This window comes from Rhizobium sullae (genome assembly GCF_025200715.1).
In the GTDB taxonomy this organism is placed as follows: Bacteria; Pseudomonadota; Alphaproteobacteria; order Rhizobiales; family Rhizobiaceae; genus Rhizobium; species Rhizobium sullae.
This window is the reverse complement of sequence record NZ_CP104143.1, coordinates 828,063-854,549: the sequence shown is the minus strand read 5'-3', so window position 1 is coordinate 854,549 and position 26,487 is coordinate 828,063. Positions and strand designations below refer to the sequence as shown.

Below are 26,487 nucleotides of genomic sequence, written 5' to 3'. Positions count from 1 at the left end.
GGAAAGGTGGCAGACTGACCTTATTTTTAGTTTGACCGATTTGCATTCAAAAAAGACGCGACCGCAGAAATTTTATGGGCGGTCGCTTCGTTTGGCCAAGCCGGCGGCCTCTTTCAATCGGTCAACGCGGAAAGTCGAGCCCCATTTCCCGGAATCGCTCCGGGTCGTCGCCCCAGTTCTCGCGAACCTTGACGAAGAGAAAGAGGTGGACCGGCTGCTCGAGGATTTCGGCGAGTTCCTTGCGGGACGCCGAGGAGATCGCCTTGATCGTCTCGCCGCCCTTGCCGAGCGTGATCTTCTTCTGGCTGTCGCGCTCGACATAGATCACCTGTTCGATGCGCACTGAGCCGTCCTTGCGCTCTTCCCACTTTTCCGTTTCGACGTGGGAGGAATAAGGAAGCTCCTGGTGCAGACGCAGGAAGAGCTTTTCGCGGGTGATTTCGGCCGCGAGCTGGCGTATCGGCAGATCGGAAATCTGGTCTTCCGGATAGTACCACGGCCCCTCCGGCAAGGTCTCTGCCAGGTAATCCATGAGGTCGTCACAGCCAGAGCCATTCTCCGCCGAGATCATGAAGGTTCGGTCGAAGGCGATCTTTTCGTTTGCGGCGGCGGCCAGCGCCAGAAGGTCCTCGCGCTTGACGCGGTCGATCTTGTTGAGCAGGAGTATCTTCGGCTGCCGCACCTCCTTCAGCCCTTCCAAGATCGCTTCCGCGTCGCCGCGCAGGCCGCGCTCGCTGTCGATCAGCAGCACGATGAGATCAGCATCCCTGGCGCCGCCCCAGGCCGACGTCACCATGGCGCGGTCCAGCCTGCGGCGCGGCTTGAAGATGCCGGGCGTATCCATAAAGACGATCTGCGCATTGTTGTGGATCGCAATGCCGCGGACGATGGCGCGCGTCGTTTGCACCTTATGGCTGACGATCGACACCTTTGCGCCGACAAGGCGGTTCACCAGCGTCGATTTTCCGGCATTGGTGGGGCCGATCAGGGCGACGAAGCCGGAATGCGTTTCGCCATTGGTTTCAGGGGCGACTTCATGCGCCATGTCGTTTTCTTCGGTCATTGTCCCGTTCAATTTCCGGCAGAGGATTTCTGCCAAATGCCTTCGCGTTCCAGCATCTTCGTCGCGGCGACCTGTTCGGCCGCACGCTTCGAGCGCTCGACGCCCGTTTCCGGCTTCACGCCGGCGACTTCCACCGTCACCGTAAAACGCGGATCATGATCCGGCCCGGTGCGTTCTTCAACCCGATATTGCGGCGTGACGCCGAATTTCGCGTGAGACCATTCCTGCAGCTCGGTCTTGGCGTCCCGTTTTGCGCCATCGGCGCGGGCCGCCCGCTTCTCCCAGTATTTCAGGATGAAGCTGCGGGCGACTTCGAGGCCGCCGTCGAGATAGAGCGCGGCGATCAAGCTTTCGACTACATCGGCGCGCACGTTCATCATGCGCTTGCCGGTAAGTTTCTTTACGTCGGCGCCTGTGCGGATGAAGAGATGCAGGCCAAGCTCGTCGGCCACTTCCGCGCATGTGTCGGCGCTGACGAGCTGGTTCAGGCGCACCGACAGTTCGCCTTCCCCGGCCGTCCCGAAGGTGCGGAAAAGCAGTTCGGCGATGCAAAGGCCGAGCACACGGTCGCCCAGGAATTCCAGGCGTTCGTAATTGCCGCCCTTCTGAGCGCGGGCGCTCGCATGCGTCAAAGCCCGGTCCAGGCGCTCCTTCTCGGCGAACTCGTGGCCGATCAAGGCCGCAAGCCTCATCCGGTCCGCCGCCGAAAGCGTCTGCACTTTGCTCATTCAACAACCTTGAAGAGGCGGTCCCACCGCATGTTGGCCGGCCATTTCCAGATTTCGCGGAACGATGTGTCGTTGCCAAGCGAGAAGAAGATGACGCTGGCGCGGCCGACAAGGTTTTCCGCAGGAACGAAGCCGACGTCGAAACGGCTGTCGAGGGAATTGTCGCGGTTGTCGCCCATCATGAAGTAATGGCCTTCCGGCACGACGAAGTCCTGCGTGTTGTCGCCACGCGAAACGGGCGACTGGTCGAGCGTGTCGTAAGTCTTGCCGTTGTCGAGCGTTTCGCGGAATACCGGCACGTCTTCGCCCGGATCGAGCTTGTAATCCGAAGTAAAGGCGCCGTCCGTCACCTTCGGAACCGGCTTGCCGTTGATATGAAGCACGCCATCCGTCACCTGGATGTGATCGCCCGGCAGGCCGACGACGCGCTTGATGTAATCGATGTCCGGGTTCGGCGGGAAGCGGAAGACCACGATATCGCCGCGATTCGGCTCGGAGCCGAAGATGCGGCCGCTGAAAAGGTTCGGCGAAAAAGGCAGCGAGTATTTCGAATAGCCGTAAGCGAACTTGTTGACGAAGATGTAATCCCCGACGAGCAGGGTCGGCATCATCGAGCCAGAGGGAATGGTGAACGGCTGGAAGAAGACCGTCCGGATCACCATCGCCAGCAACAATGCCTGAATAATGACTTTAATATTTTCCCAAAGGGCGTTCGGCTTGGTTTCGGCTTTTTCGGACACGCAGTCTTGTTCCTTAAGGGCGCCGCAGCGGCGTATTCTCTATTTGCTTCTCTCTAGCGGCTTCGGCCGGTGGCGGCAATGCCGCGAACATTAAAAGCGACGGCACGCTGTTCCTCATGCGCTTTCCGGCAGGGCTTCAATGATCACGAATGCCTGAGCAAGCGGGTAATCATCGGTGATCGTCAAATGGACCATTGCCTTGTGCCCGGTGGGCAGCATGGACTGAAGCACGACGGCGGCACCGCCCGTCAGCTGCATCGTCGGCTTGCCGCTCGGCAGATTGACGACGCCTAGATCCTTCCAGAAAACGCCCTGCGCCATGCCCGTTCCGAGCGCCTTCGAGCAGGCTTCCTTGGCGGCGAAACGCTTCGCATAGGATTCGGCGCGGTTGGCGCGGCGGTCGGAACGCGCCCGCTCGATCTCCGTGAAGCAACGATGGGTGAAGCGCTCGCCGAAGCGCTCGAGCGACTTTTCGACGCGGCGGATGTCGATGAGATCGCTGCCAATGCCGATGATCATGCGATGCCTCCCTGTCGAAACGAAATCATACGGTCGGAATATCCTGCGCGGGATGGGCAAGGCGACGGCGCGCCCGCTCCATCAGCCTCTCGCGGCGGCGGACCTGAAAGCCCTTCACGGTGTAAAACGTCAGGACATAAAGCACAACGGAGATGATGACGGCCGGAGGAATGGCGCCGACGAGCATGGGCTCCAGCACCGGCTTCCAGAGCTCGGTGAAACGGAGCTTATGAAAAAGCTCCGTCAGATCGACGGACTGCCCGGTCATCGCATTTTCGCGCATGAGAAGCCGATGACCTATTTCCCAAGTCGCCGCCCAGATGAAGGGATAAGTGAGGGGGTTGCCGAAGGCTGCCGTACCGAGTGCCGCCGCCACCATGTTTCCGGAAAGGACATAGGCGAGCACGAAGGCCATGATGAAATGCACGCCGATGAACGGCGTCCAGGATACGAAGACGCCGGCAGCAACGCCCATTGCCACGGCGTGTGGCGGAGCCGTCAGGCGAAGAATGCGCATCTTCAAATAGCGCAGCGGACGCAGAAAGCCTTTGCGGGGCCAGAAGAGTGCCCGCATCCTTTCGTAAAATCCTGCAGATTTTCTGCGGCGAAACAGCATGGCGGCTATTTAGTGCAACGCACGTCGCCATGACAAGAGCGGTAAACTCACGGGGCTCGCCTCAGCCGCCGTCGGAGCTCTCCACCAAAGGGCGCGCGTCATGCATGGCGCCCTTTCGCGTCCTTGGAAGTATAGACCCGCAATCAACGGCTACGGAACAGGCCCCGGTCGACCTGACGCTGACGGTATTCAAGATCGATACGGTCATACGAACCGTTGAGGTATGCCATTTCACGTTCCTGTACGCTCGGAGCGCGAAGAGCGCGGGCGATTTTCTTGATCGGAGTAAACATAGCGTTGGCTCTTTTCTTTCGTTCATTCTCTGATGATCCGAAGATAGGTGCTGCAGTGCACAATTACCAACGCTCTAATATAGGTGCAGCCATGCAGAGGATGCACGCCTCGCCTTTCTGGCGCGCGAATTCTGCAATAAAGCGATCATAAAATGTGCAGACGCCTCAGTCGTAGAGGCGCCTTACCGTCGCAATGCAATCCAGATCCTTCAGCTGGGCCAGCAGCTGGTTGAGCTGGCGGAGATCCCAGACTTCGACATCGACCGCCATTTCAGTGAAGTCCGCGGCGACGCGCACCGTGTTCAGGGAACGGATATTCACGTCAAGGCCGGCAACGGACTGCGCCACCTTGGCCAGCGTGCCCGGCTCGTTCAAAGCGTTGATGAGCACGCGCGCCATGAAGCGCGACTTGTTGGCCTCGTCAAGATCCCAGCGCACATCGATCCAGCGATCGGGCTGATCATCGAAACGCTGCAGTGCGGACGACTGGATCGGGTAGATGGTGATACCCTTCGCCTTCTCCATGATGCCGACGATGCGATCGCCGGGCACGGCGCCCGCCGGCGCGAACTGCACGGCGATATTGCCGGAAATGCCGCGGATCGGGCCCATATCGGCATCAGTCTCCGCCTCCGTCTTGGCCTTGTCCGGCACCTTGAAGATCATGCCGGAGGCACTGCGGACATTGAACCAACCGTCATCGCCACTCGGCTTGACGGTAACGCGCTCATCCTGATGGTCGGGATAGACGGCGCGCAGCACATCGAGCGACGACATCTCACCCCGGCCGACGGCGGCGATCGCGTCTTCGACATCCTTCTGGCCGAGGCGGTGCAGCGCCGGCTTCATCGCGTCCCGGGAAAATATCTTTCCCGCCCGCTCAAAAGTGCGCTCCAGAATGCGATGGCCGAGACCGGCATATTGCTTGCGGATCGCCAGGCGCGTGGCGCGGCGGATGGCCGCGCGCGCCTTGCCGGTCACGACGATCTCTTCCCAGGCGGCTGGCGGCACCTGCACACCGGAGCGGATGATCTCGACCTCGTCGCCGTTTGCAAGCCGCGTCACCAGCGGCATGATGCGGCCGTTGATCTTGGCGCCGACGGTGGTGTCACCGATATTGGTATGGACGGCATAGGCGAAGTCGATCGGCGTTGCGCCGCGCGGCAGGGCGATCAGCTTTCCCTTCGGCGTGAAGCAGAAGACCTGGTCCTGAAACAGCTCAAGCTTGGTGTGTTCGAGGAATTCTTCGGGGCTGTCGCCTTCGGCAAGCGCCTCGATCGTGTGGCGGAGCCATGAATAGGCATTGGATTCGCGCGAGAGAAGGTCGCCCTCGGTATTGGTCGCACCGTCCTTGTAAAGCGCATGCGCAGCGATGCCGTATTCGGCGATCTCATGCATGCGCTTGGTGCGGATCTGCAGCTCGATGCGCTGGCTGGACGGTCCGACGATCGTCGTGTGCAGCGAGCGGTAGTCGTTCTGCTTCGGCGTCGAGATGTAATCCTTGAAGCGGCCAGGCACGACGCGCCACCGCATATGGACGATGCCGAGCGCGCGATAACAGGCTGGAACGTCTTCGACGAGGATACGGAAACCGTAGACATCCGAAAGCTGCTCAAAGGAGAGCGACTTCGACTGCATCTTGCGGAAAACCGAATAAGGCTTCTTCTGGCGCCCTTTGACCTTGGCAGTCGTCAGGCCGTTGGCCACCAGCAGGTCATGCAATTCCGTTTCGATCTTCTTGACCAGGCCCTCATTGCGCTGCGAGAGTTCCTGCAGACGCTTGGTGACGGTTTCGTAGGCCTCCGGATTGATGTGGCGGAAGGAGAGTTCCTCCAGCTCATCGCGCATGTCCTGCATACCCATGCGGCCCGCGAGCGGCGCATAGATCTCCATCGTCTCCTCGGAGATGCGGGCGCGCTTGTCCGCCGTCATATGGTCGAGAGTGCGCATATTGTGCAGGCGGTCGGCCAGCTTGACGAGCAGCACGCGCACATCGTCGGAGATCGCGAGTAGCAGCTTACGCAGGTTCTCCGCTTGCTTGGCTTTCTTGGTGACAAGATCGAGCTTCTTGATCTTCGTCAGGCCCTCGACCAGCCGGCCGATATCCTCGCCGAAGAGCTCATCGATTTCGGCACGCGTCGCCGTCGTATCCTCGATCGTGTCATGCAGCAGGGCGACGGCGATGGTCGACTCGTCGAGATGCATGTCCGTCAGGATCGCGGCGACTTCGAGCGGATGCGAGATATAGGGATCGCCACTGGCACGCTTCTGCTGTCCATGCTTCTGCATGGCATAGACATAGGCTTTGTTCAGCAGAGCTTCATTGGCGTCGGGCTTGTATTTCTGCACCCGCTCCACGAGCTCGTACTGCCGCATCATCCCGGAACTACTCCAATAAAAACAAAAGCGCGCCAATCACCGATTGGCGCACGCACAGGCAATAATATGCCTTAGCACTAAAGGCGCAAGATTGACGATTGGTAATCGTCCCGCGACTTCTTAGTAGTCGTCGCTCTTTTCCGGCGGCACGAGGCCTTCGATACCGGCAAGGAGCTCTTCTTCCGACATCTGATCGAAAGTGACCGTCTCGGGCTGATCGTCCTGCTCCTCGCCGTCCGCAGCAGCAGCGCCGCCAGCGGCAATAAGGCTGGCCGGATCAGGCTCAGGCTCGTCGACTTCGACGTGCTTCTGCAGCGAGTGGATCAGGTCTTCCTTCAGATCGTCGGGAGACAGCGTCTCGTCGGCGATTTCACGCAGCGCCACGACGGGGTTCTTGTCGTTGTCACGATCGATGGTGATCGAGGCACCCTGGGAAATCAGCCGGGCGCGGTGGCTGGCAAGTAGAACCAGCTCGAAGCGGTTCTCAACTTTGTCGATGCAATCTTCAACTGTGACACGGGCCATTGCCTGTCCTTTACGGTCGTGATTTCGGGATTAGCATGCCCGATACAATTAAAAGCCGGCGAATTCAAGTTTTTCGTGCACGGCCCCGCCGTTTATGCGCCGTCCTGCTAAAATTTTCGGAGGAATGTGACAATTCCACCGTTAGTTGCTTGGAATATGCCGAATCGTGCCCTAAATCTCCTTTATATGAATAATTCATAAATTAAGAATTATTCTTTCTTCGTTTGATTAAGCCATTGTTTTTATGGAATTTTGACCGAAGAAATTTTGGATTACTCTAATTGGATTGGCAAGCGATGTTCGACCCACGCGAAAAAATTGCACTCTTCATAGACGGCGCCAACCTCTACGCTGCATCCAAGAGCCTTGGCTTCGATATCGACTATCGCAAGCTTCTGAAAGCATTCCAGAAACGCGGATACCTGCTGCGCGCCTACTATTACACCGCGCTGATCGAGGACCAGGAATATTCCTCCATCCGCCCGCTGATCGACTGGCTCGACTACAACGGCTACAAGGTCGTCACCAAGCCTGCCAAGGAGTTCACCGACTCCATGGGCCGCCGGAAGATCAAGGGCAACATGGATATCGAACTGGCGATCGACGCCATGGAGCAATCCGAAACCGTCGACCACTTGGTCATCTTCTCCGGAGACGGCGATTTTACGACTCTGGTGGAAGCCCTTCAGCGCAAGGGCCGCAAGGTGTCGATCATCTCCACGATGGCCACCCAACCGCCAATGATTGCCGACGACCTGCGCCGCCAGGCGGATCACTTTATCGATCTGCTGTCGCTGAAAAGCGAGATCGGCCGCGACCCGTCCGAACGCCCGCAGAAGCCTGTCGAGATCGCCCCGGCGAGCGACTTCGAGGAGTAATCCTCAATCCAAAGCCTCGAACAGGATCGGCTGGGCGCCCTTCCAGAGCACCAGGTTGCCCATATCCGCGAGCTGCTCGCGGCCTTCGACGATCGTCAGGAAATGATTGCCGGCAAGGGCGCCCATCTTGCTCGCAAATGACGAGCTGCCATAGGCAAAGAGCAGTTCCGTCTCGCTGTGTCCGCCCGGATAAAGCAGGATATCGCCGCGCGACGGATGGCGGGTGTGGTTTTCGAAATCCACGCCGAACTGATAATCGCCGAGCGGCACCCAGACCGCCTCCCCGCTCCAGCGCGAATGGATGGTCTGATTTCGAAAAGGCAGCAGCGACGTGAACGCCGCGCAGGTCTTCGGCGCCCTCTCAATCTCCAGCTTCGCCACGAAGACATGCGACGCGACCAAAATCTTCAACCTTCGCATCGGTCAACGATTGTCCTTCAGCAGGCGGCTCTTCTGCCTATTCCAATCGCGTTCCTTCTCGGACTCGCGCTTGTCATGCAGCTTCTTGCCCTTGGCGAGCGCCAGTTCCATCTTCGCCCGGCCGCGGTCGTTGAAATAGATCTTCAACGGGATCAGGGTCATGCCTTCACGGTTGATGCCAGCGCGCAGCCTGTTAATCTCGCGACTCGACAGCAGCAGCTTACGGCGGCGGCGCGGCTCGTGATTGAAGCGGTTGGCCTGCAGGTATTCCGGCAGATAGGAATTGATCAGCCAGATCTCGCCGCCTTCATCCGACGCGTAAGATTCGGCGATATTGGCCTTTCCTTCGCGCAGCGACTTGACCTCGGTGCCCTTCAAGACGATCCCGGCCTCATACGTATCGATGATTTCGTAGTTGAAGCGGGCCTTGCGGTTTTCGGCCACGACCTTCTTGACGACGCGCTCGCTGCCTCTGGGGGCCATGATTTATTCCAATTCCTTGCAGGGGCGCGCGCAAAACCGCGCCCTCATTTCCTGCCCTTATGTAGGGAAACAGCCGGAACTTGTGAAGACGGACGCCGCCCGCCTTCACGCTCCGCTCAGTTCAGCAAACCGGCGTGGCGCATGGCGGCGTCGATTGCCGCTTCCGTCGCCGGCTCTAGCGTGGAGATGAGCGGGGAGCGCACGTTGCGGCTCATGCGTTCGAGTTTATGGAGGCCGTATTTCGCGCCGCAGAGGCCGGGCTCTAGGAAGATCGCCTTGTGCAGCGGCATCAGGCGGTCCTGGTATTCGAGCGCCTTCGTGTAATCGCCCGCAAGCGTCGCCGCCTGGAACTCGGCACAAAGACGTGGTGCGACGTTCGCCGTCACCGAAATGCAGCCGACGCCGCCATGGGCGTTGAAGCCGAGGGCCGTCGCATCCTCGCCAGAGAGCTGGCGAAAATCCTTGCCGCAGGTGATGCGCTGTTCGGAGACGCGCTCGATCTTGCCGGTCGCATCCTTGACACCCACGATGTTCGAATGCGCCTTGGCAAGCGCGCCCATCGTTTCCGGCGTCATGTCGACCACCGAGCGGCCGGGAATGTTGTAGATATAGATCGGCAGCCTGACGGCCTCGGCGACGGCCGAGAAATGCGCGATCAAGCCTTTCTGCGTCGGCTTGTTGTAGTAAGGCGTGACGACGAGCACGGCATCAGCACCGGCCTTCTCGGCGTGCTGGGCAAGCTCGATCGCCTCGCGCGTATTGTTCGAGCCTGCGCCTGCCATGACCGGCACACGCTTGGCCGCCGCTTCGATGCAGATTTCCACGACCCGTTTGTGCTCGGCATGCGAGAGCGTCGGAGACTCGCCGGTCGTGCCGACCGGAACGAGACCGCTGCTGCCTTCCCTGATCTGCCAATCGACATGGGCGGCGAAGGAGGCTTCATCCACCAGTCCGGCATCAGTGAAGGGGGTGACGAGGGCGGGAATGGATCCCTGGAACATGCGCAACTCCTCACGGCTGATATCCACGCTTCAGCCGCATTCCTTGAATATAGGTTGCGCACCATAAAGCGGCGAAATCGCCGCGACAAGCGCGCATAGATCGGTTTAGGGCAAATTCCGACATCAAATGTGAACGAATTTTACCGGTTTCGGTAAGGTTTCATTAAGAGGCCTGTTGCGAAACTCAAGGCATATTTTCCTCGCGAGTATCCCGGATGAAAAGAGCTGTGTTGATCTTCTCCGCCCTCGGCCTTGCGGCCGCCGCGTGGAGCAGCGTCGCCGCGCCGCTGCCTGAAGCGGGCACTCCAGCACCCGGAGTAAAGCCACTCGGCTTCGTGCCGCAAACCTCCGTGCCGGAATCGATCATGACCGGCGCCATTCCGCGCAGCACGACCGTCGCGCCCGTGAGCGGCAGCTTGAAGGCCGGATTAGACGCGCTTTCCGACAAGAATCCGCAGCAGGCCATCTCGATCCGCAACGGCATGGGCAAGGGGACGCTCGACCGGCATATCCTGACATGGGCGATCGCCGTTTCTGGCATCAAGGGCGTGCCTTCCTACGAGATTGCCGGCGCCGCACAGGAACTCAAGGGCTGGCCGGGGCTTTCCAAGCTGCGCGCGAATTCCGAGCGCGCGCTCTACGACGAAAATCCGGACCCGGCAGCGGTCCTTGCGGCCTTCGGCGATACCGCACCGGAAACGACCCCGGGCGCGATGATCCTTTCGCGCGCACTGGTTTCTGCGGGCAAGCAGGCGCAGGCCGAGAAATATATCCGCAAGGTCTGGCGCAGCGAAGCGCTGGACAAGGAGACGGAAGACAAGATCCTGACGGAGTTCTCCGCTCTGCTTGGTGCGGCCGACCACAAGGCGCGGATGGAATATCTGATGTATCGCGGCCGGACGGCACAGGCCAAACGCTTCGGCGACATGGGCCAGGCGCAGTCTCTCCACAAGGCGTGGTCGGCAGTCGCAGGCAAGGCTGCCAATGCCGGCGCGCTTCTGAATGGAGTCGACAGCAAGTGGTCGAAGGATCCGGGCTATCTCTTCGCCCGCATCGAATATCTGCGCAAGCAAGACAAATATGTCGAAGCCGCCAAGCTTCTGGGTCAGATGCCCTCCGTGCGCGACGCGCTGGTCAATTCCGGCGAATGGTGGAACGAGCAGCGTATCGTCAGCCGCGGCCTCGTCGACCAGGGCCAGTTCAAGGAAGCCTACCGCATTGTCGCCAACCATGTCGCGACGAACCCGACGGACATCGTCGAAGCCGAATTCCATGCCGGCTGGTACGCGCTGCGCGGACTGCAGGATCCGGCAACGGCCGAGACGCATTTCCGCAAGATTCTGCAAGTTTCGAACGGTCCGATCTCCGTTTCGCGGGCCTGGTATTGGCTGGGTCGCGCGGCCGAAGCGGGCGGGCCTGGCAAATCCAGCGAATTCTACGCAAAGGCAGCAAACTTCCCGAGCACTTTCTACGGCCAGCTCGCGGCCGAGAGGCTGGGCCGCAAGACGCTTAACGTCTCCTATCCGTCGCCGAGCGCCGAAGACCGGCAACGCCTCCAGTCCCGCGAGGCGGTGCAGGCGATTTCACGGCTTGAGGCCGCTGGCCACGGCTGGCGCGCGGCCAGCCTTTACCTGGCGCTCGCCGAGCAGCTGCAAAGCGCCGGCGAACTTGCGATCCTGACGGCGCAGGCCGAACGCTCCGGCGACCATCACCTGTCGCTCCAGGTCGGCAAGATCGCCTATTCGCGCGGCATGGATGTCGCCGCACTTGCCTTTCCTGTAGGCGTCATCCCCTCGAACGCGAATATCTCCGGCTCCGGCAAGGCACTTGCCTATGCGATCGCCCGGCAGGAGAGCGCCTTCAACCCCGCCGCCGTCTCGGCCGCAAACGCCCGCGGCCTCCTGCAGCTTTTGCCCGGGACCGCCAAGGCCGTCGCCAAGCGCCACAACATTACCTATTCCGCCGACAAGCTGACGGCGGACGCCGGCTACAACGCCACGCTCGGCGCGCATTATCTCGGCGAACAAATCGACGCCTTCGGCGGCTCCTACATCCTGACCTTCATCGCCTACAATGCCGGACCGAAGCGCGTGCCCGAATGGATCAGCCGCTACGGCGACCCGCGCGGCAAATCCATCAACGAGATCATCGACTGGATCGAGCGCATCCCCTTCCCCGAGACGCGCAACTACGTGCAGCGCGTGATGGAGAATTACGAGGTCTACAAGGCGCGGCTCGGGCAGACGCCGGATATCGAGCGCGACCTGATCGGCGGACGATCTTCATCCTGATCGATTTGCTTATCTCCTGAAGCGGGCTAGATTTCCCAAGTCTCAATTGGGAAATCGCAATGTTTTCAAGCACCACTGACGGCTTCGAGGAAAAGACATACCTATCGGCCGACGGCCTCAAGCTCTACGCCCGCGACTATGGCGCCGGGAATTCGGCTTCCCCGCCGGTGATCTGCCTTTCCGGTCTGACGCGCAATTCCCGCGATTTTCATCAGCTCGCGCTGACGCTCTCGAAGGATCCGGAGCGCCCCAGGCGCGTGCTCGCGCTCGACTCCCGCGGACGCGGCCGCTCGGCGTGGGATGAGAACAAGCAGAATTACAATCTCGCCGTGGAGGCGAACGACGTCCTGACCGCCTGCGCCGCCTTCGGCATTCAACGCGCAGCCTTCATCGGCACCTCGCGCGGCGGGCTGATCCTTCATCTGGTCGCCGAGATGAAGCTGGAATTGCTGGCATGCGTCGTCCTGAACGATGTCGGCCCCGTGCTCGAACCGGAAGGGCTTCGGCATATTCAGAACTATCTCGCAAATCCGCCAAAACCCCGCGACTGGGATGAGGCGACCAGATTGCTTCGCGAACTGCACGAAGCGGAATTTCCCGCTCTTTCCGCCGACGATTGGCGCGGCATGGCTCACGCGATCTATCGCGAGACTGGCGATGGATTGGCCGCGGATTTCGATCCGGCGATCGCAGAGGCGATGATCGCCGCCGACTTCAGCAAGCCGGTGCCGGATCTCTGGAAACAGTTCGACGCAATGGCGGAGATACCGCTTTTGATTATCCGCGGCGAGAACTCGAAGCTGCTGTCAAAGGCAACGGTCGAAGAGATGCTGAGGCGGCATCCGGCAGCACGGCAACTCATTGCAAGACATCAGGGACACGTACCGCTGCTGCACCGCGATGATGTGGAAGCGGAAATCCGTCGTTTTCTCCAAGATCTCTGACGGCAAAGCCGCCTCCGAGCCGCCGGATGCGAACATCCACAGCGCAAAAAGCCCGGCTCGAAAGCCGGGCTTCCCGATTTGACCGATGGTCAGATTAGAACGAACGCTGCAGGCGGAAGAAGCCCGTTACGCCGTCAACGTCTTCAGCATCGTCGAAATCCTCGGCGACGTAGTTGACAGTGACCTTCGTGGAGAGGTTCTCAACGATTTCGTAGTCGAGCGTGACACCAGCGCGCCATTCGCTGCCGCCGTCGAATTCGCCTTCATCGTCGGACTCGATGTTGTTGGTGTACTGAACAGCCGGGGTGATAGTGAACTTGTCGGTTGCCTTGACAGCGTACTGAGCAGCGATTGCCCATTCGCCGTTGGCGTAGTAGTCCGACACACCGCTTGCCCATACACCGGCAAGACCGAACGTGCCCGGGCCGATGTCTGCATAGATGATGCCACGGATGGCGCCATCTTCACGGTCGATGTCGTAACCGCCGAGAAGTTCCCAGCTGATGGCACCGAACTTGCCGCCAACAGCAGCGTCGATACCGACGTTGTTACCACCATTAGAGGGGAAGTCCGTCCCCACAACAACACCGCCAATCGAACGGGTGTCGTCGTCATCGGTGCGTGTCAGCTCTTCAACAGCGATACCGGCGTAGAAGTCGCCAGAGTCGTACTGGTAACGGATCGCGTTGAAGTTGGTGTTGTTGTTGATGGATTCGGTTTCACCGGAGAAGTCAGCATCCCACCAGTTGACGAACTTACCAACGCGGAAGCCGGCGATGTCGATGTAAGCTTCATCGATGATCGTGTCGTTCTGATCGTCCTGGCTGTTGGCAACGCCGTTCGGGCGGAAGTTCGCCTGATAGACGATAACACCTGTCAGCGGACCGTATTCGGTGTCGCTCTTGGCCGTGAAGGCAACCTGACCGCGAGTACGGGCAGACCAGTCTTCGCCGCCGTAAATCTGGTCAGCAACGTCACCAGCGGACCAGTCAACCTGGAAGCGGATGTAACCCTGGATCTTGAGGCAGGTTTCGGTGCCTGGGATGTAGAAATAACCAGTGCCGTAAGCGTCGCAGACGCGGACGTATTCAACCGGCTCCGGCTCGGCAGCGACGATGGCGTCGGCAGCCTGGGCGCCGGAAACTACTGCGAGAGCAGCAGCGGAGCCGAGAAGAAGGCTCTTGATTGTCATAGTGACCTCCAATTCAAAGTTTCGATCGGGTCTGGGATTTTTCGCCGTTAGAGCAGCGTTCCCTGCCCCATCCCCATGTTTCAAGAAGTCGGACGATCAACCGCCCTCGCTTCCGAAGTTGAAAATACAAGACCGCGCCTCTCACGCAATCACCAACTTACGCCTTTGTGGTATTTGCATCCGCCTTACCGGCGTCCTGTTGCTGAAAGGCCACAAGTTGGGCAGGCGCCGCCGCATTTCTTTATGGTTTGTTAAGAAACTGCCGGTTTTGCAGGGGTTTAGCATCGCCTCACATATGTGGCACGACGCCTCCTGTGCCGCATTGATACCAATTTCCGGTCGGATTCGGCGGCGTTTACGACGGCCCCGCAATGCGGGCATGGATGAGGGGGCACCCGAATTGACGATGCTTCACCGCACGAATCACTGCCTAGCAAGGATTGATTCTTCGCACGCGATTCTGATCGCGGATGAATTCGGTTTCACGGCAAGCGCATTGCCGGGACGATGTACGATCCTGCGTAGCCGCATGACGTCCATGGGAACTTCAGCGTGAATTGTGGCTTCGCAATTTTCCGCTGTTGCGGCATCACTTCATCACAATCCGAAATCCTCTCGAAATCGCTCGATCTGGTGCATGCGCTGATGCAGGATCGTCACGATACCGATGTCGCCGTTGCTGAGCCGTCGCCAATAGACGAAATGCCTTTCGTAGCGAAAGACATAGCCATCGACTCCGAACTCCGCGGGAACCGGGCCTGACAGCACCTCGTGCGTTTCTATTCTGTCGAAAGCTGCGAACAGGCCGGTGAGATAGCGGTCGGCCACTCAGCACCCCATGTACTGGTAGATTTCGTCCAGACGGTGAGACGCCGCCTGCTGGATGCGGACGGGCGCCATTCTTGACTATGTCGCGTTGCGCGCGATGACGTCGGCCGCCGAGAGCGGATGGTAGGCGGACTCGGGGGCGGCGAAGGCATGAGTCAATTCCGCTTTCAGCCGATCGAATGCTTCTTTGTCCGCCCGTTCCTTGTCGCGGCGGATCAGGTCACGAATGTACTCGCTGACATTTTCGTAGGAGCCCGTCTCGCCGACATTGGCGGCAACGAAGTCGCTGAGTGCTCCGCGGAGACGGACCGTCATCGTCGTTGTACGGGACATGGCGGCATCCTCGCATGCTTTCTGTCTTCAATATAAACTAAAATGAACACGCGAAGCACGAATGGGCTGCCTACCCCGCGCCCTCATCACCGGCTTTGTAGGAAGCATCGACAACCCGTTCGGCACGAGGCTGTCACCCATGTCTTAGGTACGATCTGTTACCGATGTCTCCGGGTCGGACAATGGGGGTGGTGGCGGAGAGGAAGGGATTCGAACCCTCGATACGCTTTTGACGTATACTCCCTTAGCAGGGGAGCGCCTTCGACCACTCGGCCACCTCTCCGGTGGGAGCCCTGATAGAGTCATTCGACAGGTGAAGCAAGCGCTTTTTCGGCTTCCGCCCGAGAGAAAACGATGCTGCGATCTCAGACCAGCAACTGCTTAAGATCGGCGGCGGCGTCCGCCAGCACGGCCTTGTCGGGATTGATTCCCGATTCCAGCAGCTTCTTGCCCGTCACATAGGCTTTCGCGTCGTTGATCGCGTCGACGGCGATGAACTGGCCGTTCCGGAAATACCAGATGGAATGGGCGCCTTCGCGGGCGCCGGGGCGAAGGAGGGTTTCGTCGTAGCCGAGGTTGAAGCCGGCGATCTGCAGCTTCACGTCATACTGATCGGACCAGAACCACGGCTTCGGCTCATAGGGCACATGACCGCCGGCGATGACCGCGGCGGCGGCGTCGGCCTGGTCGACGGCGTTCTGCACCGATTCGAGCCTTATCTGCCCATCGTGCCAGGGCTGCACGGCGCAATCGCCGGCGGCAAAGATCGAAGGGTCCGAGGTGCGGGCGAATTCGTCGACGAGGATGCCGTTCGCAACGTCGAGGCCGGCTTCCTTGGCCAACTGGTCGTTCGGCACGACGCCAATGCCGACGATGACGAAGTCAATGTCGATCACTGAGTCGTCGGAGAGCTCGGCGCCGCAAACATGTCCGTCCCTGCCGACGAGACGCTTGAGCCCGGTCTTTTCGCGGATCACCACGTCATGGCTCTCGTGGATCGCGCGGATGATGTCGGCCGTCTCCTTGGCGGCGACACGCTGCAAGATGCGGTCGGCCATTTCGATGACGGTCACTTCGAGGCCGCGATGGCGCGCGACGGCTGCCGCCTCGAGACCGATATAGCCGCCGCCTATAATAAGGACGCGCCGGCCGGGGCGCATCTCGTCGGCCAGAAGGTCCGCATCGCGCTTGTCGCGGGCGACATAGACGCCGTTAAGGTCGCCGCCGACGGCTGCCGGCAGCTTGCGCGGCGTCGAACCCGTGGTCAGCGCCAGCGTGCCGTAGTCAAGAATCGAGCCATCCTGCAGCGCCACCTGCTTCTTGTCGCGATCGATCTGCTCGACCCAGGTCGCGAGACGGATTTCGACATTGTTGTCCGGATACCAGTGTTCCGGGCGGAACAGCAGGCGATCGAAGGTCATCTCGCCGAGCAAATATTTCTTCGAAAGGGGCGGACGCTGGTAGGGCAGAACGTCCTCGGCGCCGATGATTGTGATCGGCCGGGTGTCCTGTAGCGCGCGCAGCTTTGCGGCCATCGCGAAACCAGCCTGCCCCGCGCCGATGATTACCAGTCTGTCCGTCACGATCCCACTCCCAGAAGCAGCGTCATTATATAAAGGCGAGAGGTACCCCCCGCCCCTGGCGCCGTCAACAGGAAGCCGATCTTGCCCGTCAGCCGATCTCGATCCAGCGGCGCTCGTGGAACGACTGTGCCATGGCGTGAACAGACTTCTCTATCCTGAGACCGTCTTCGAATGTCACCAAGGACGACGGGGCGCCGGAAATGGCGCGGATCAGTTCGCGGCATTCGATGATCTTCAGGTCGTTGAAGCCGAGGCCATGGCCGGGTGCGGGAATGAAGCGGTCGTAGGGCTGGTGTGCGGGCGCCGCGAGGATCTTGCGGAAACCCTGCTCCGTGCCACGGCCTTCGGCCTGGTAGAGCTCGAATTCGTTCATGCGTTCCTGATCGTATGCGATTGAGCCTTTCGAGCCGAATATCTGCAGTGCGATGCGGCCCTTGCGGCCCCAGGCGGCACGGTTTGCCATCAACACGGCGGAAATGCCGCCGCCAAGTCGCATCAGAACGTTCGCGCCATCGTGATTCTCGACAGCACGGCGACCTCCCTCCTTCGTGGGGCGGTCGGCATAAGGCTTCACCATATCTGTAATGACGGCCTCGACGTGGCCAAAAAGATACCAGAGCAGCGACAGCGGATGCACGGCGAAATCGTCAAGCGCGCCGTAACCGGAAGACAGTTCGCTCTTCCAATAGAAGACGCCGTCCGGGTCGGCCATGAAATCCTCGTCCATCTCAACGCGGATGTGGTTGACGGTGCCGATCGCGCCCTCGCCGATCAGCGTCTTGATGTGCCGCATCACCGGGTTCTGGATATAATTGTAGCCGAGCACGGCGACTTTGCCGGAGGCCTTTGCCGCTTTCAGCATCTGCTCGGCTTCGGCAAAAGCGGGCGCCATCGGCTTTTCGCACCAGACATGCTTTACGGCTTCGAGCGCCGCAATCGCCATTTCGGCATGGAACTGGTTCGGTGTAGTAACGGAGACGACGTCGACCTCCGGATCGGCAATCAGCGCTTTCCAATCGGCCGCCGCCTTTTCGAACCCGAATTCGGCGGCGCGCGATTTTGCGAGGTCCGCATTGGCTTCGGCGAGGTGCACGAGCCTTGGGCGCTCGACATCACCGAAGACAGTTTTCACCGCATTCCAGGCCAGCGCGTGGCACTTGCCCATATAACCGGTGCCGATCAAACCGATGCCAATTGGCTTCATTTCCACCACCTCCTCCATGTCCGTGGCGATTTTTGGAATATTTGGACCGTTTTGACAAGCCGGCATGGCTGCGTCATCTGCGCCAGGCAACGCCGAACACTGTTCAAAACCCTTCAATTCCACGGGATTAAAAACAGTTAGGATCGAAAAGCGAAATCATTTATGCTTTTGAATATGGAATATTTGTTTCATCTTCTGGACCGCCTGCATGGATAACGACCCCAAGAGATTCGTGCGCGTGCCCCGCGATTTCGAAAGCCTGCGCAGCACGATCATCGAGCGCAAGGCAAGCATGCCGAAGCGGCTGGCGCAGGTCGCTGCCTTTGCGCTCAGCCATCCCGACGAGATCGCCTTCGGCACAACGGCAAGCATTGCTGCTGCTTCGGATGTTCAGCCGTCGACGCTGGTGCGACTTGCGCATCACCTCGGCTATGAGGGCTTCTCCGATCTCCAGAGCATTTTCCGCGAGCGGCTGCGCGACAGGACGCTGAGCTATGAGGAGCGCCTCGCCACGCTGGAGCAATCCGGCGGCGCCGGCGAGGACGCCAATCTGCTTTCAGGGTTCATCGCCGCGGCCACCCAGTCCATCAACCGCATGGCGGCGACGGTCGGGACGGAAACATTCACCCGGGCCGTCGACATCTTGGCTGCGGCGGATACCATATATCTTATAGCGAAACGCCGCTCCTACCCGCTGACGGCGCATATGACCTATGCCTTTTCGAAACTCGGCATCCGCCACCAGATCGTGGCCTCACCGAACGGGGTCGATCCGGAGATGGTACAGTTCGCAACGCCGAAGGATGCGGCAATCGCGGCCAGCTTCTCACCTTATGCTGCCGATAGCCTCAGTCAGGCCGAAGGGCTGGCTGATCGCGGCGTGCCGGTCGTCGCGATCACCGATTCGGCTTTCTCGCCGCTTGCGGCCTGCGCTGCCTGCTGGTTCGAAGTTGCCGAAGCTGACTTTGCCGGCTTCCGCTCGCTTTCCGCCTCCATGGCGCTGGCGATGGCGCTGCCTGTGGCGATCGCCGAGCGCCGACGCAAGTTTCACCACCCGAAAACCTCAAAAGAGAAAATGGAATAAACATTCCGAATTGACAAAAATACGGAACTAATGTTTCATTATTCAAAATTTGCAGGCGGCAATGCCCTGCACGAATCCAGCGGGAGGACATCATGGCACAACCGAATCCGGGTCCGCGGCCCGAGCCGTCTCTTGATGTGATCACCATCGGCCGCTCGTCCGTCGATCTCTATGGCCAACAGATCGGCTCACGGCTGGAGGACATCGGCTCTTTCGCCAAATCCGTCGGCGGCTGCCCGGCCAATATCGCGATCGGCACAGCTCGCCTCGGCCTCAAGTCCGGCCTGATCACCCGCGTCGGCAATGAGCAGATGGGCCGTTTCATCATCGAGCAGTCGGCGCGCGAAGGTGTTGCGACCAAGGGCATCAAGACCGACAAGGAACGGCTGACGGCGCTCGTGCTGCTTGCGGTGGAAGGCGAAGGCGTTTCACCGATGATCTTCTATCGTTCGGACTGCGCCGACATGGCGCTCGACGAAGACGATATTGACGAGGACTTCATCAAGTCGTCGCACGCGGTTCTCGTGTCCGGCACGCATTTTTCCCGCCCGAATACGGAGGCCGCGCAGCGCAAGGCGATCCGTATTGCCAAGGCGAATGGGCGCAAGGTGATCTTCGACATCGACTACCGGCCGAATCTCTGGGGGCTTGCCGGCCATGCCGAAGGCTTCGAGCGCTATGTGAAGTCCGACCGCGTCTCTTCCAAAATGAAAGAGACGCTGCCGGATTGCGATCTCATCGTCGGCACGGAAGAAGAAATCCTGATTGCTTCCGGCGCGGACGACGTGCTTGGAGCACTGAAGGAGATCCGCCGCCTTTCCGCGGCAACGATCGTGCTGAAGCGCGGCGCGATGGGCTGCATCGTCTACGATGGGCCGATTGCCGACGATCTGGAAGCGGGCATCATCGGCCAGGGCTTCCCGATTGAGGTCTTCAACGTGCTCGGCGCCGGCGACGCCTTCATGTCCGGCTTCCTGCGCGGCTGGCTGAAGGACGAACCGCTGAAGACCTGCGCGACCTGGGCCAATGCCTGTGGGGCCTTCGCCGTCTCCCGCCTGCTCTGCTCACCGGAATATCCGACCTGGGCGGAGCTCGACTTCTTTTTGAAGAACGGCAGCGAGCATCGGGCGCTGCGCAAGGACGAGGCGATCAACCACATCCACTGGGCATCGACGCGCAAGGGCAACATTCCGTTGCTGATGGCGCTCGCCATCGACCATCGATCGCAACTCACCAGCGTCTGCGACGAGCTGGGTATCGACTACAAGAAGATCGTCGCCTTCAAGCGGTTGGCCGTCGAGGCGGCGGCACGCGTTGCCGATGGCCGCGATGGTTATGGCATGCTGATCGACGAACGGTTCGGCCGCGATGCCTTCTTCGATGCGGCGGCCAAAAACTTCTCCTGGATCGGACGGCCCGTCGAATTGCCGGGTTCAAAGCCTTTGCGCTTCGAGTTTAGCCAGGACATCGGCTCGCAACTCGTCGAATGGCCGCTCGACCACTGTATCAAGTGCCTCTGCTTCTATCATCCGGACGATCCGGCCGATCTGAAGAGCGAGCAGCAGGAGAAGCTGCGCACACTCTTCGAGGCGGCGCGCAAGGTGGGCCGCGAACTGCTGGTCGAAATCATTGCCAGCAAGAACGGACCACTGACCGACGGCACGATCTCGACTGCCATGGAAGAGCTTTACGCGCGCGGTATCAAACCCGACTGGTGGAAGCTGGAGCCGCAGGCTTCGACAGCTGCCTGGAAGAAGATCGAGGCCGTGATCGCCAAGAACGATCCGTGGTGCCGCGGTATCGTGCTGCTGGGGCTGGAGGCGCCCGCCGAAGAGCTCGTGAAAGGCTTCGAGGCCACGCTCGCCGCGCCCTCCGTCAAGGGTTTTGCCGTCGGCCGCACCATTTTTGCCGACGCGGCGCGCGCCTGGCTCTCCGGCAACATGAATGATGAGGAAGCGATCGCCGATATGGCCGGACGCTTCCGCCGACTGACCGAGGCCTGGTTGAAAACCCGCGGGCTGCATTAATTAAGAGCATTTGGGAGGTGCCCGATGGGCAAGACAATCCGATTGACGATGGCGCAGGGTGTTGCGCATTTCCTAAAGAAGCAGATGACCGTGATCGACGGCAGGAAGGTACCGATCTTCGGCGGCGTCTGGGCGATCTTTGGCCACGGCAATGTCGCCGGCATGGGCGAAGCTCTCTATCAGGTGCGCGGCGAGCTGCCGACCTATCGCGCACATAACGAACAGGGCATGGCGCATGCGGCGATCGCCTATGCCAAGGCGAGCTTCCGCCAACGCTTTATGGCCTGCACGAGCTCGATTGGCCCCGGCGCCTTGAACATGGTGACGGCAGCCGGCGTCGCGCATGTCAACCGCATACCGGTGCTCTTCCTGCCCGGCGACATCTTCGCCAACCGCGCGCCCGATCCGGTGCTGCAGCAGATCGAGGATTGGGGCGACGGCACGGTTTCGGCCAACGACGCCTTCCGCCCGGTCTCGCGCTATTTCGACCGCATTACCCGCCCCGAGCAGATCATCACGGCGCTCAAGCGTGCCATGCAGGTGCTGACCGATCCGCTCGACTGCGGCCCGGTGACGCTCTCGCTCTGCCAGGACGTCCAGGCGGAAGCCTTCGATTATCCGGAGAGCCTCTTCGAAGAAAAAGTCTGGACGATCCGCCGTCCGCATCCGGACACCGATGAGCTCGCTTCCGCGATCGCGCTCGTCAAGTCGGCCGAAAAACCGGTGATCATTGCCGGCGGCGGCGTGCTCTACTCACAGGCGACGAAGGAACTGACAGCCTTCGCCGAGGCGCACGGCATTCCTGTCGCCGTCAGCCAGGCCGGCAAATCGTCGATCGACGAGCGCCACCCGCTGGCGCTCGGCTCCGTCGGCGTCACCGGCACGTCGGCTGCCAACGCCATGGCAGAGGAAACCGATCTCATCATCGCCGTCGGCACCCGCTGCCAGGACTTCACCACCGGCTCCTGGGCGCTATTCAAGAACGACAAGCTGAAGATCCTGGGCCTCAACATCGCCGCCTACGATGCCTATAAACATAACGGTCAGCCGCTGGTCACCGACGCCCGCGAGGGCCTGAAGGCGCTGTCGAAGGGGCTTGGCGGCTGGAAGGCGCCGGCAGCACTTGCGGAAAAGGCGACGAAGGAAAAGAACGTCTGGATGGATGCAGCCAACAAGGCGATGGCTTCCACCAATGCCGCCCTGCCCTCGGATGCGCAGGTTATCGGCGCGGTGACGCGCTCGATCGACCTGGAAAAGGCGATCGGCCTTTGTGCGGCAGGCGGCCTGCCGGGCGAGATGCACAAGCTGTGGCCAGCCACAGCCCCCGGCAGCTACCATATGGAATACGGCTTTTCCTGCATGGGTTACGAAATCGCCGGCGGCCTCGGTGCGAAGATGGCGAACCCGGACAAAGAGGTCTTCGTTCTGGTCGGCGACGGCTCCTACATGATGCTCAACTCCGAGCTTGCGACCTCGGTGATGATGGGCATCAAGGTGAATATCGTTCTGCTCGACAACCGCGGCTACGGCTGCATCAACCGCCTGCAGATGGAAACGGGCGGCGCGAACTTCAACAACCTGCTGAAGGACTCCTATCACGAAGTGATGCCGGAAATCGACTTCCGGGCGCATGCCGAGAGCATGGGCGCCATCGCGGTCAAAGTTTCCTCGATTGCCGAACTGGAAAAGGCGATTGCCGATTCGAAGAATAACGAGGGCACCTCGGTCTTCGTCATCGACACCGACCCGCTGATCACGACGGAAGCCGGCGGCCACTGGTGGGATGTCGCAGTGCCGGAAGTGAGCCCCCGCCAACAGGTCAACAAGGCGCATGCGGCTTACGTAAAGGCACGCGCCGCCCAGCGCGTCGGCTGATCGGCTGCTGCCATTTTACCGGAAGAGCGGTCCCGCTCTTCCAACAATGCCTTTAAGGAGACTATTGATGAAGGCCAAACTTGGCATGTCGCCCATCGCCTGGTGGAACGACGATCTTCCTGAGCTCAGCGACGATGTGTCCCTCGAGGAATGCCTGCGGCAGTCGCGCAGCGCGGGCTTTACCGGCATGGAAAAGGGCCGCCGTTTCCCCGAAGACCCGCAGGTAATGCTGCCCATCCTGCGCGCCGCCGACGTGACGCTGTGTGGCGGCTGGTTCTCAGGCACGCTAGTCGACGAGGAACTTGCCGCGAACAAAGACCGCATCACCCCGATGATCGAGTTGTTCAAGGCGGTCAATGCGCCCTGCATCGTCTATGGCGAGGTCGGCCGCTCCATACAGGGCGACCGCTCCAAGCCACTCGCGACCAAGCCGCGCCTCTCCGATGACGAGATGAAGGCCTATGCGCGCCGCGTCACCGAGTTCGGGGAATGGTGTGCCGACCAGGGCATGCCGCTCTCCTATCACCATCACATGGCCGCCGTGGTCGAAACCGAGCCGGAGCTCGACGCCTTCATGCACAATTCCGGCGAAGGCATTCCGCTGCTGCTCGATGCCGGGCATCTGGCCTTTGCCGGCGGCGACGTGCTGCGCGCTGTCGACAACCACCACGCCCGTATCAACCATGTTCACGTCAAAGACATCCGCAGACCTGTCGTGGATGGACTGGACCGCAGCCGGCAGTCCTTCCTCGACGCGGTGGCGCTTGGCGCCTTCACCGTGCCTGGCGACGGCTCGCTCGATTTCGGCGCCATCGTCCAGCGGCTCGCCGATTACGGCTATGAAGGCTGGTTCGTGGTCGAGGCCGAACAGGACCCGCGTAAAGCGCCCCCGCAGAAGATGGCCGAGATCGGCCATGCTGAATTGATGCGCGTCATGACGGCTGCGGGTTACACGGTGGAAACGGAAGGTTTTCCCAAGGGGTAACGGGAGACCTACCGGGTCTTTGGAGCAAGACGCAGCGCGGCACATCCCTTCTCCCGTCGGGGAGAAGGTGGCGGCAGCCGGATGAGGGGGCCGCCCCCCACTAACGCACGAGGAGAAACACCATGCCAAACCTCAAGGTGAAGCCGTCCGGCACGAGCGGCCGCGTCATCCATGTCACGCCGGAAAGCGCCGGCTGGACCTATGTCGGCTTTGACCTCCACCGGCTGAAGCCGGGCGAAACAGCGTCCGGCGAGACCGGCGACCGCGAGATCTGCCTCGTCTGGGTGAGCGGCAAGGGCAAGGCGACGGCCGGCACGAAGGATTTCGGTACGCTCGGCGAGCGCATGAGCCCGTTCGAGGGGGCGCCGCATGCGATCTATATCCCGATGGAATCAACCTGGTCGGTGACGGCCGAGACCGATCTGGAGCTCGCTGTCTGCTCCGCTCCCGGCGGCGGCACTTACCAAGCCAAGGCGATTCCGCCCGGCACGCATCCGTCGCTCACACGCGGCAAGGGCACGAATGTCCGCTACGTCAACAATATCATGCCGGAGGACGACGGCTCGGCGCATTCGCTGCTGGTCGTCGAAGTCATCACGCCCGGAGGCCATACCTCTTCCTATCCGCCGCACAAGCACGACCAGGACAACCTGCCTCACGAAAGCTTCCTCGAAGAGACCTATTATCATCGCCTGAACCCGCCGCAGGGCTTCGGCTTCCAGCGCGTCTACACCGACGACCGGTCGCTGGACGAGGTGATGGTGCTGGAAGACGGCGACGTGACGCTCGTTCCCAAGGGCTATCACCCCTGCGCCGCGACGCATGGCTACGACCTCTACTATCTCAACGTCATGGCCGGTCCGAAGCGCATCTGGAAATTCTACAACGCACCCGAGCACGAATGGCTGCTGAAGGCCTAGCGCCGCGTTCGATCGCTAAATAATCTGACAGCGCGAAAGCCGCGCAGGTGGTTCACTGCGATCTCATGGTCCCGTCCCGATCAGGGGACGATCAACCGGAGGATCATCAGATGAAGAAGACCACATGCGCTGCCTGCGACTGCGAACTCGGTCCCGGAGCCATTAGCGTCAAACTCGGCGGCAAGATCGTCGAGGTCTGCTGCGAAGAATGCGGCGCAGCGCTGAAGGAGGCCGACGCCGCTGCAACCACAGCGGCGACCGGCAAGAGCTAGACCTCTCCGGCAGCTAGAGCCTTTCCGGGCTAGATATCGAGCGCCAGATGCGGCCGGCCGTTCGATGTCTTGCGCGGCGAGACGCCGTTCGTGTCAACCTGCGCGTTGATGCGCTGGCGGAAGGCGGAAAAGCTCTCGAAGGTCACGACATCCACCGGTTCATCGAAATGGATTGTGATCTTGTGAAGCCCGCCGCCGGTCTCTGCGAGTGCCAGAATCTTGCCGGTAAACGGCTGGTTCAGGTAGCGGCCGCGCACGTGCGAGCCGACGGAGAGCGCTGTGATGGGATCGGCGTTCGGTTTCGTTGCGAGAGCCGAGAGTGTGTTCCAGTCACGCACGCCATGCTGCTGGGCAACGAGTTCGAGTGCGGCGCTGTGCGAAATCGCGCTACCGCGCGTTTCCATCGCCTGGCGAAGCCGCTTTGCCTGCGCCTTCAGTTCATCGATGGGAAGATAGGTCGTCATGTGTTCAGCCTTTCGGAAGGCATGCCATTTCGACTGCAAAGGGGAGCTCGCATTGCCGTCAGTCAGCATGCACCAATTGGCTGCGATGTGAACTTCGAGGACCTCACCATGGACTTTCATCCGCGAGCGGCCGGCGCCTCGAACCAGCGCCTGATATGGGCGACGCCGCTCGTCCTGTCAAGAACGCCCCAGAATGGACCGTCCTGCCTCCACCGATCGCTGAAAATCAAGGGATTTCTTGTCCAGCCACGCATAAGGCTCAAATTCTATTGATCCTGTTCAATACCTGTCAGCATTCTTGCGTTACCTTTCAATCGGACAACGAGTGGAGGCTAATATGGCCTTTCAGACGCACCTCAACGACGACAAGAACGAGCAGGAGAAATCCTACCGGGATTTCTCGCTCGACCGGCCCGGCAAGATCATTTTCGTCGGCCATCACCTCAGCACCGGCACGCAGGCCCGCTGCCTGATCCGGACCATCAATCTCGCCGGCGCCGTCCTCGAAGTGAGCCCGACGCTCGAGGTTCCGAACCACTTCTTCCTCGAAATTCTCGGCATCCGCGACGAGATCGGCTCGACGGTCGTCAAGCGGGAAGGCGAGCTCGTGACGATCAGCTTCAACATGCTGATCAATGCGGAATTCCTGCACCATGTGCTGCGCCTGAGCTTCGAAGCGGACGTCTGACGCGCTTCGCCTTCCGGTCGGGACGGCGGGCGCTGTCGCGCGCGGCAAACCATACGATCAACGGCAGGAGCCACCGCAGGCCGTCCCATTCCGGCCCGTCGAGCGGGTCTGCGAAAGGGTCGTGGCGGCCGCTTCTGTTTCTTGTCTCCAGC

The 26,487-nt window shown here is 60.6% G+C and carries 27 protein-coding genes and 1 tRNA gene; 10 read left to right on the top strand and 18 right to left on the bottom strand.

The window, feature by feature from the left end:
* Window positions 1-121: 121 nt before the first annotated feature.
* The 8 genes from era to rpoZ form a co-directional block, all read right to left on the bottom strand.
* The gene (gene era, locus N2599_RS04235; RefSeq protein ID WP_027507430.1) at window positions 122-1,063 is read right to left on the bottom strand and encodes a GTPase Era; all 942 of its coding nucleotides are present in this window, start codon (window positions 1,061-1,063) and stop codon (window positions 122-124) included.
* 8 nt (window positions 1,064-1,071) lie between these two features.
* Window positions 1,072-1,791 (bottom strand): ribonuclease III, encoded by a 720-nt coding sequence (gene rnc, locus N2599_RS04230; protein WP_027507431.1) that lies wholly within the window; start codon window positions 1,789-1,791, stop codon window positions 1,072-1,074.
* Window positions 1,788-2,531 carry a signal peptidase I gene (gene lepB, locus N2599_RS04225; RefSeq protein WP_027507432.1) on the bottom strand — a complete coding sequence of 248 codons (744 nt, stop codon included), beginning with the start codon at window positions 2,529-2,531 and terminating at the stop codon, window positions 1,788-1,790. Before lepB ends, rnc begins: the two co-directional genes overlap by 4 nt.
* Before the next feature lie 114 nt (window positions 2,532-2,645).
* A complete protein-coding gene (acpS, locus tag N2599_RS04220) occupies window positions 2,646-3,050 on the bottom strand; it encodes a holo-ACP synthase (RefSeq protein WP_027507433.1) in 405 nt (134 codons plus the stop codon).
* Window positions 3,051-3,075: 25 nt separating this feature from the next.
* Window positions 3,076-3,666, bottom strand: a complete 591-nt coding sequence (locus tag N2599_RS04215) for a DUF2062 domain-containing protein (protein WP_027507434.1) — start codon at window positions 3,664-3,666, stop codon at window positions 3,076-3,078.
* A 143-nt stretch (window positions 3,667-3,809) separates the two neighbouring features.
* Window positions 3,810-3,959 (bottom strand): DUF3563 family protein, encoded by a 150-nt coding sequence (locus tag N2599_RS04210; protein ID WP_084606358.1) that lies wholly within the window; start codon window positions 3,957-3,959, stop codon window positions 3,810-3,812.
* 165 nt (window positions 3,960-4,124) lie between these two features.
* Window positions 4,125-6,338, bottom strand: coding sequence for a RelA/SpoT family protein (locus tag N2599_RS04205; protein ID WP_027507436.1), 2,214 nt, complete (start codon window positions 6,336-6,338; stop codon window positions 4,125-4,127).
* 120 nt (window positions 6,339-6,458) lie between these two features.
* Complete coding sequence (rpoZ, locus tag N2599_RS04200) at window positions 6,459-6,863, bottom strand: DNA-directed RNA polymerase subunit omega (RefSeq protein ID WP_027507437.1); 405 nt, start codon at window positions 6,861-6,863, stop codon at window positions 6,459-6,461.
* A 296-nt stretch (window positions 6,864-7,159) separates the two neighbouring features.
* Here rpoZ and N2599_RS04195 point away from each other — a divergent pair, with 296 nt between their 5' ends.
* Entirely contained in the window at window positions 7,160-7,741 is a 582-nt protein-coding gene (locus N2599_RS04195; protein ID WP_022714635.1) for a LabA-like NYN domain-containing protein, read from the top strand.
* A 3-nt stretch (window positions 7,742-7,744) separates the two neighbouring features.
* Here N2599_RS04195 and N2599_RS04190 read toward each other — a convergent pair whose 3' ends face one another.
* The 3 genes from N2599_RS04190 to dapA form a co-directional block, all read right to left on the bottom strand.
* Window positions 7,745-8,161 (bottom strand): DUF3830 family protein, encoded by a 417-nt coding sequence (locus N2599_RS04190; protein ID WP_027507438.1) that lies wholly within the window; start codon window positions 8,159-8,161, stop codon window positions 7,745-7,747.
* A 3-nt stretch (window positions 8,162-8,164) separates the two neighbouring features.
* Window positions 8,165-8,644 (bottom strand): SsrA-binding protein SmpB, encoded by a 480-nt coding sequence (smpB, locus tag N2599_RS04185; protein ID WP_027507439.1) that lies wholly within the window; start codon window positions 8,642-8,644, stop codon window positions 8,165-8,167.
* A gap of 116 nt (window positions 8,645-8,760) precedes the next feature.
* A complete protein-coding gene (gene dapA / locus N2599_RS04180) occupies window positions 8,761-9,645 on the bottom strand; it encodes a 4-hydroxy-tetrahydrodipicolinate synthase (protein WP_027507440.1) in 885 nt (294 codons plus the stop codon).
* Window positions 9,646-9,860: 215 nt separating this feature from the next.
* Here dapA and N2599_RS04175 point away from each other — a divergent pair, with 215 nt between their 5' ends.
* Together N2599_RS04175 and N2599_RS04170 are read left to right on the top strand one after the other, a co-directional pair.
* Window positions 9,861-11,936, top strand: coding sequence for a lytic transglycosylase domain-containing protein (locus tag N2599_RS04175; protein ID WP_027507441.1), 2,076 nt, complete (start codon window positions 9,861-9,863; stop codon window positions 11,934-11,936).
* Between the two features lie 59 nt (window positions 11,937-11,995).
* Window positions 11,996-12,880: an alpha/beta fold hydrolase gene (locus N2599_RS04170; RefSeq protein ID WP_027507442.1), complete on the top strand. Its 885-nt coding sequence runs from the start codon at window positions 11,996-11,998 to the stop codon at window positions 12,878-12,880.
* 94 nt (window positions 12,881-12,974) lie between these two features.
* Here the strand turns inward: N2599_RS04170 and N2599_RS04165 are convergent, their stop codons facing one another.
* The 6 genes from N2599_RS04165 to N2599_RS04140 all read right to left on the bottom strand — a co-directional run bounded on the left by N2599_RS04165 (window position 12,975) and on the right by N2599_RS04140 (window position 18,020).
* Entirely contained in the window at window positions 12,975-14,072 is a 1,098-nt protein-coding gene (locus N2599_RS04165) for a porin (protein WP_027507443.1), read from the bottom strand.
* A 597-nt stretch (window positions 14,073-14,669) separates the two neighbouring features.
* Entirely contained in the window at window positions 14,670-14,900 is a 231-nt protein-coding gene (locus N2599_RS04160) for a type II toxin-antitoxin system RelE/ParE family toxin (RefSeq protein WP_198521649.1), read from the bottom strand.
* A 78-nt stretch (window positions 14,901-14,978) separates the two neighbouring features.
* Entirely contained in the window at window positions 14,979-15,233 is a 255-nt protein-coding gene (locus N2599_RS04155; RefSeq protein ID WP_027507444.1) for a ribbon-helix-helix domain-containing protein, read from the bottom strand.
* Window positions 15,234-15,425: 192 nt separating this feature from the next.
* Window positions 15,426-15,516: transfer RNA gene (locus N2599_RS04150), tRNA-Ser, on the bottom strand.
* An 82-nt stretch (window positions 15,517-15,598) separates the two neighbouring features.
* Window positions 15,599-16,816, bottom strand: a complete 1,218-nt coding sequence (locus N2599_RS04145; RefSeq protein WP_027507445.1) for an NAD(P)/FAD-dependent oxidoreductase — start codon at window positions 16,814-16,816, stop codon at window positions 15,599-15,601.
* A gap of 88 nt (window positions 16,817-16,904) precedes the next feature.
* Window positions 16,905-18,020: a Gfo/Idh/MocA family protein gene (locus N2599_RS04140; protein WP_027507446.1), complete on the bottom strand. Its 1,116-nt coding sequence runs from the start codon at window positions 18,018-18,020 to the stop codon at window positions 16,905-16,907.
* Window positions 18,021-18,228: 208 nt separating this feature from the next.
* Between N2599_RS04140 and N2599_RS04135 the strand changes: the two genes are divergently transcribed.
* From N2599_RS04135 to N2599_RS04110, 6 genes are all read left to right on the top strand, one after another.
* Entirely contained in the window at window positions 18,229-19,104 is an 876-nt protein-coding gene (locus tag N2599_RS04135) for a MurR/RpiR family transcriptional regulator (protein ID WP_027507447.1), read from the top strand.
* Window positions 19,105-19,196: 92 nt separating this feature from the next.
* Window positions 19,197-21,131 carry a bifunctional 5-dehydro-2-deoxygluconokinase/5-dehydro-2-deoxyphosphogluconate aldolase gene (locus N2599_RS04130; RefSeq protein WP_027507448.1) on the top strand — a complete coding sequence of 645 codons (1,935 nt, stop codon included), beginning with the start codon at window positions 19,197-19,199 and terminating at the stop codon, window positions 21,129-21,131.
* A 24-nt stretch (window positions 21,132-21,155) separates the two neighbouring features.
* Window positions 21,156-23,006 (top strand): 3D-(3,5/4)-trihydroxycyclohexane-1,2-dione acylhydrolase (decyclizing), encoded by a 1,851-nt coding sequence (gene iolD, locus N2599_RS04125; protein WP_027507449.1) that lies wholly within the window; start codon window positions 21,156-21,158, stop codon window positions 23,004-23,006.
* Between the two features lie 67 nt (window positions 23,007-23,073).
* The gene (gene iolE / locus N2599_RS04120; protein ID WP_027507450.1) at window positions 23,074-23,991 is read left to right on the top strand and encodes a myo-inosose-2 dehydratase; all 918 of its coding nucleotides are present in this window, start codon (window positions 23,074-23,076) and stop codon (window positions 23,989-23,991) included.
* A gap of 122 nt (window positions 23,992-24,113) precedes the next feature.
* Window positions 24,114-24,911 carry a 5-deoxy-glucuronate isomerase gene (iolB, locus tag N2599_RS04115; protein ID WP_027507451.1) on the top strand — a complete coding sequence of 266 codons (798 nt, stop codon included), beginning with the start codon at window positions 24,114-24,116 and terminating at the stop codon, window positions 24,909-24,911.
* 110 nt (window positions 24,912-25,021) lie between these two features.
* On the top strand, window positions 25,022-25,183 hold the full coding sequence (locus N2599_RS04110; protein ID WP_167333877.1) for a hypothetical protein: 162 nt from the start codon (window positions 25,022-25,024) through the stop codon (window positions 25,181-25,183).
* 29 nt (window positions 25,184-25,212) lie between these two features.
* Here the strand turns inward: N2599_RS04110 and N2599_RS04105 are convergent, their stop codons facing one another.
* Complete coding sequence (locus N2599_RS04105) at window positions 25,213-25,647, bottom strand: glyoxalase superfamily protein (protein ID WP_027507452.1); 435 nt, start codon at window positions 25,645-25,647, stop codon at window positions 25,213-25,215.
* 337 nt (window positions 25,648-25,984) lie between these two features.
* Between N2599_RS04105 and N2599_RS04100 the strand changes: the two genes are divergently transcribed.
* Window positions 25,985-26,335 (top strand): hypothetical protein, encoded by a 351-nt coding sequence (locus tag N2599_RS04100; protein WP_027507454.1) that lies wholly within the window; start codon window positions 25,985-25,987, stop codon window positions 26,333-26,335.
* The last annotated feature ends 152 nt before the right edge of the window (window positions 26,336-26,487 follow it).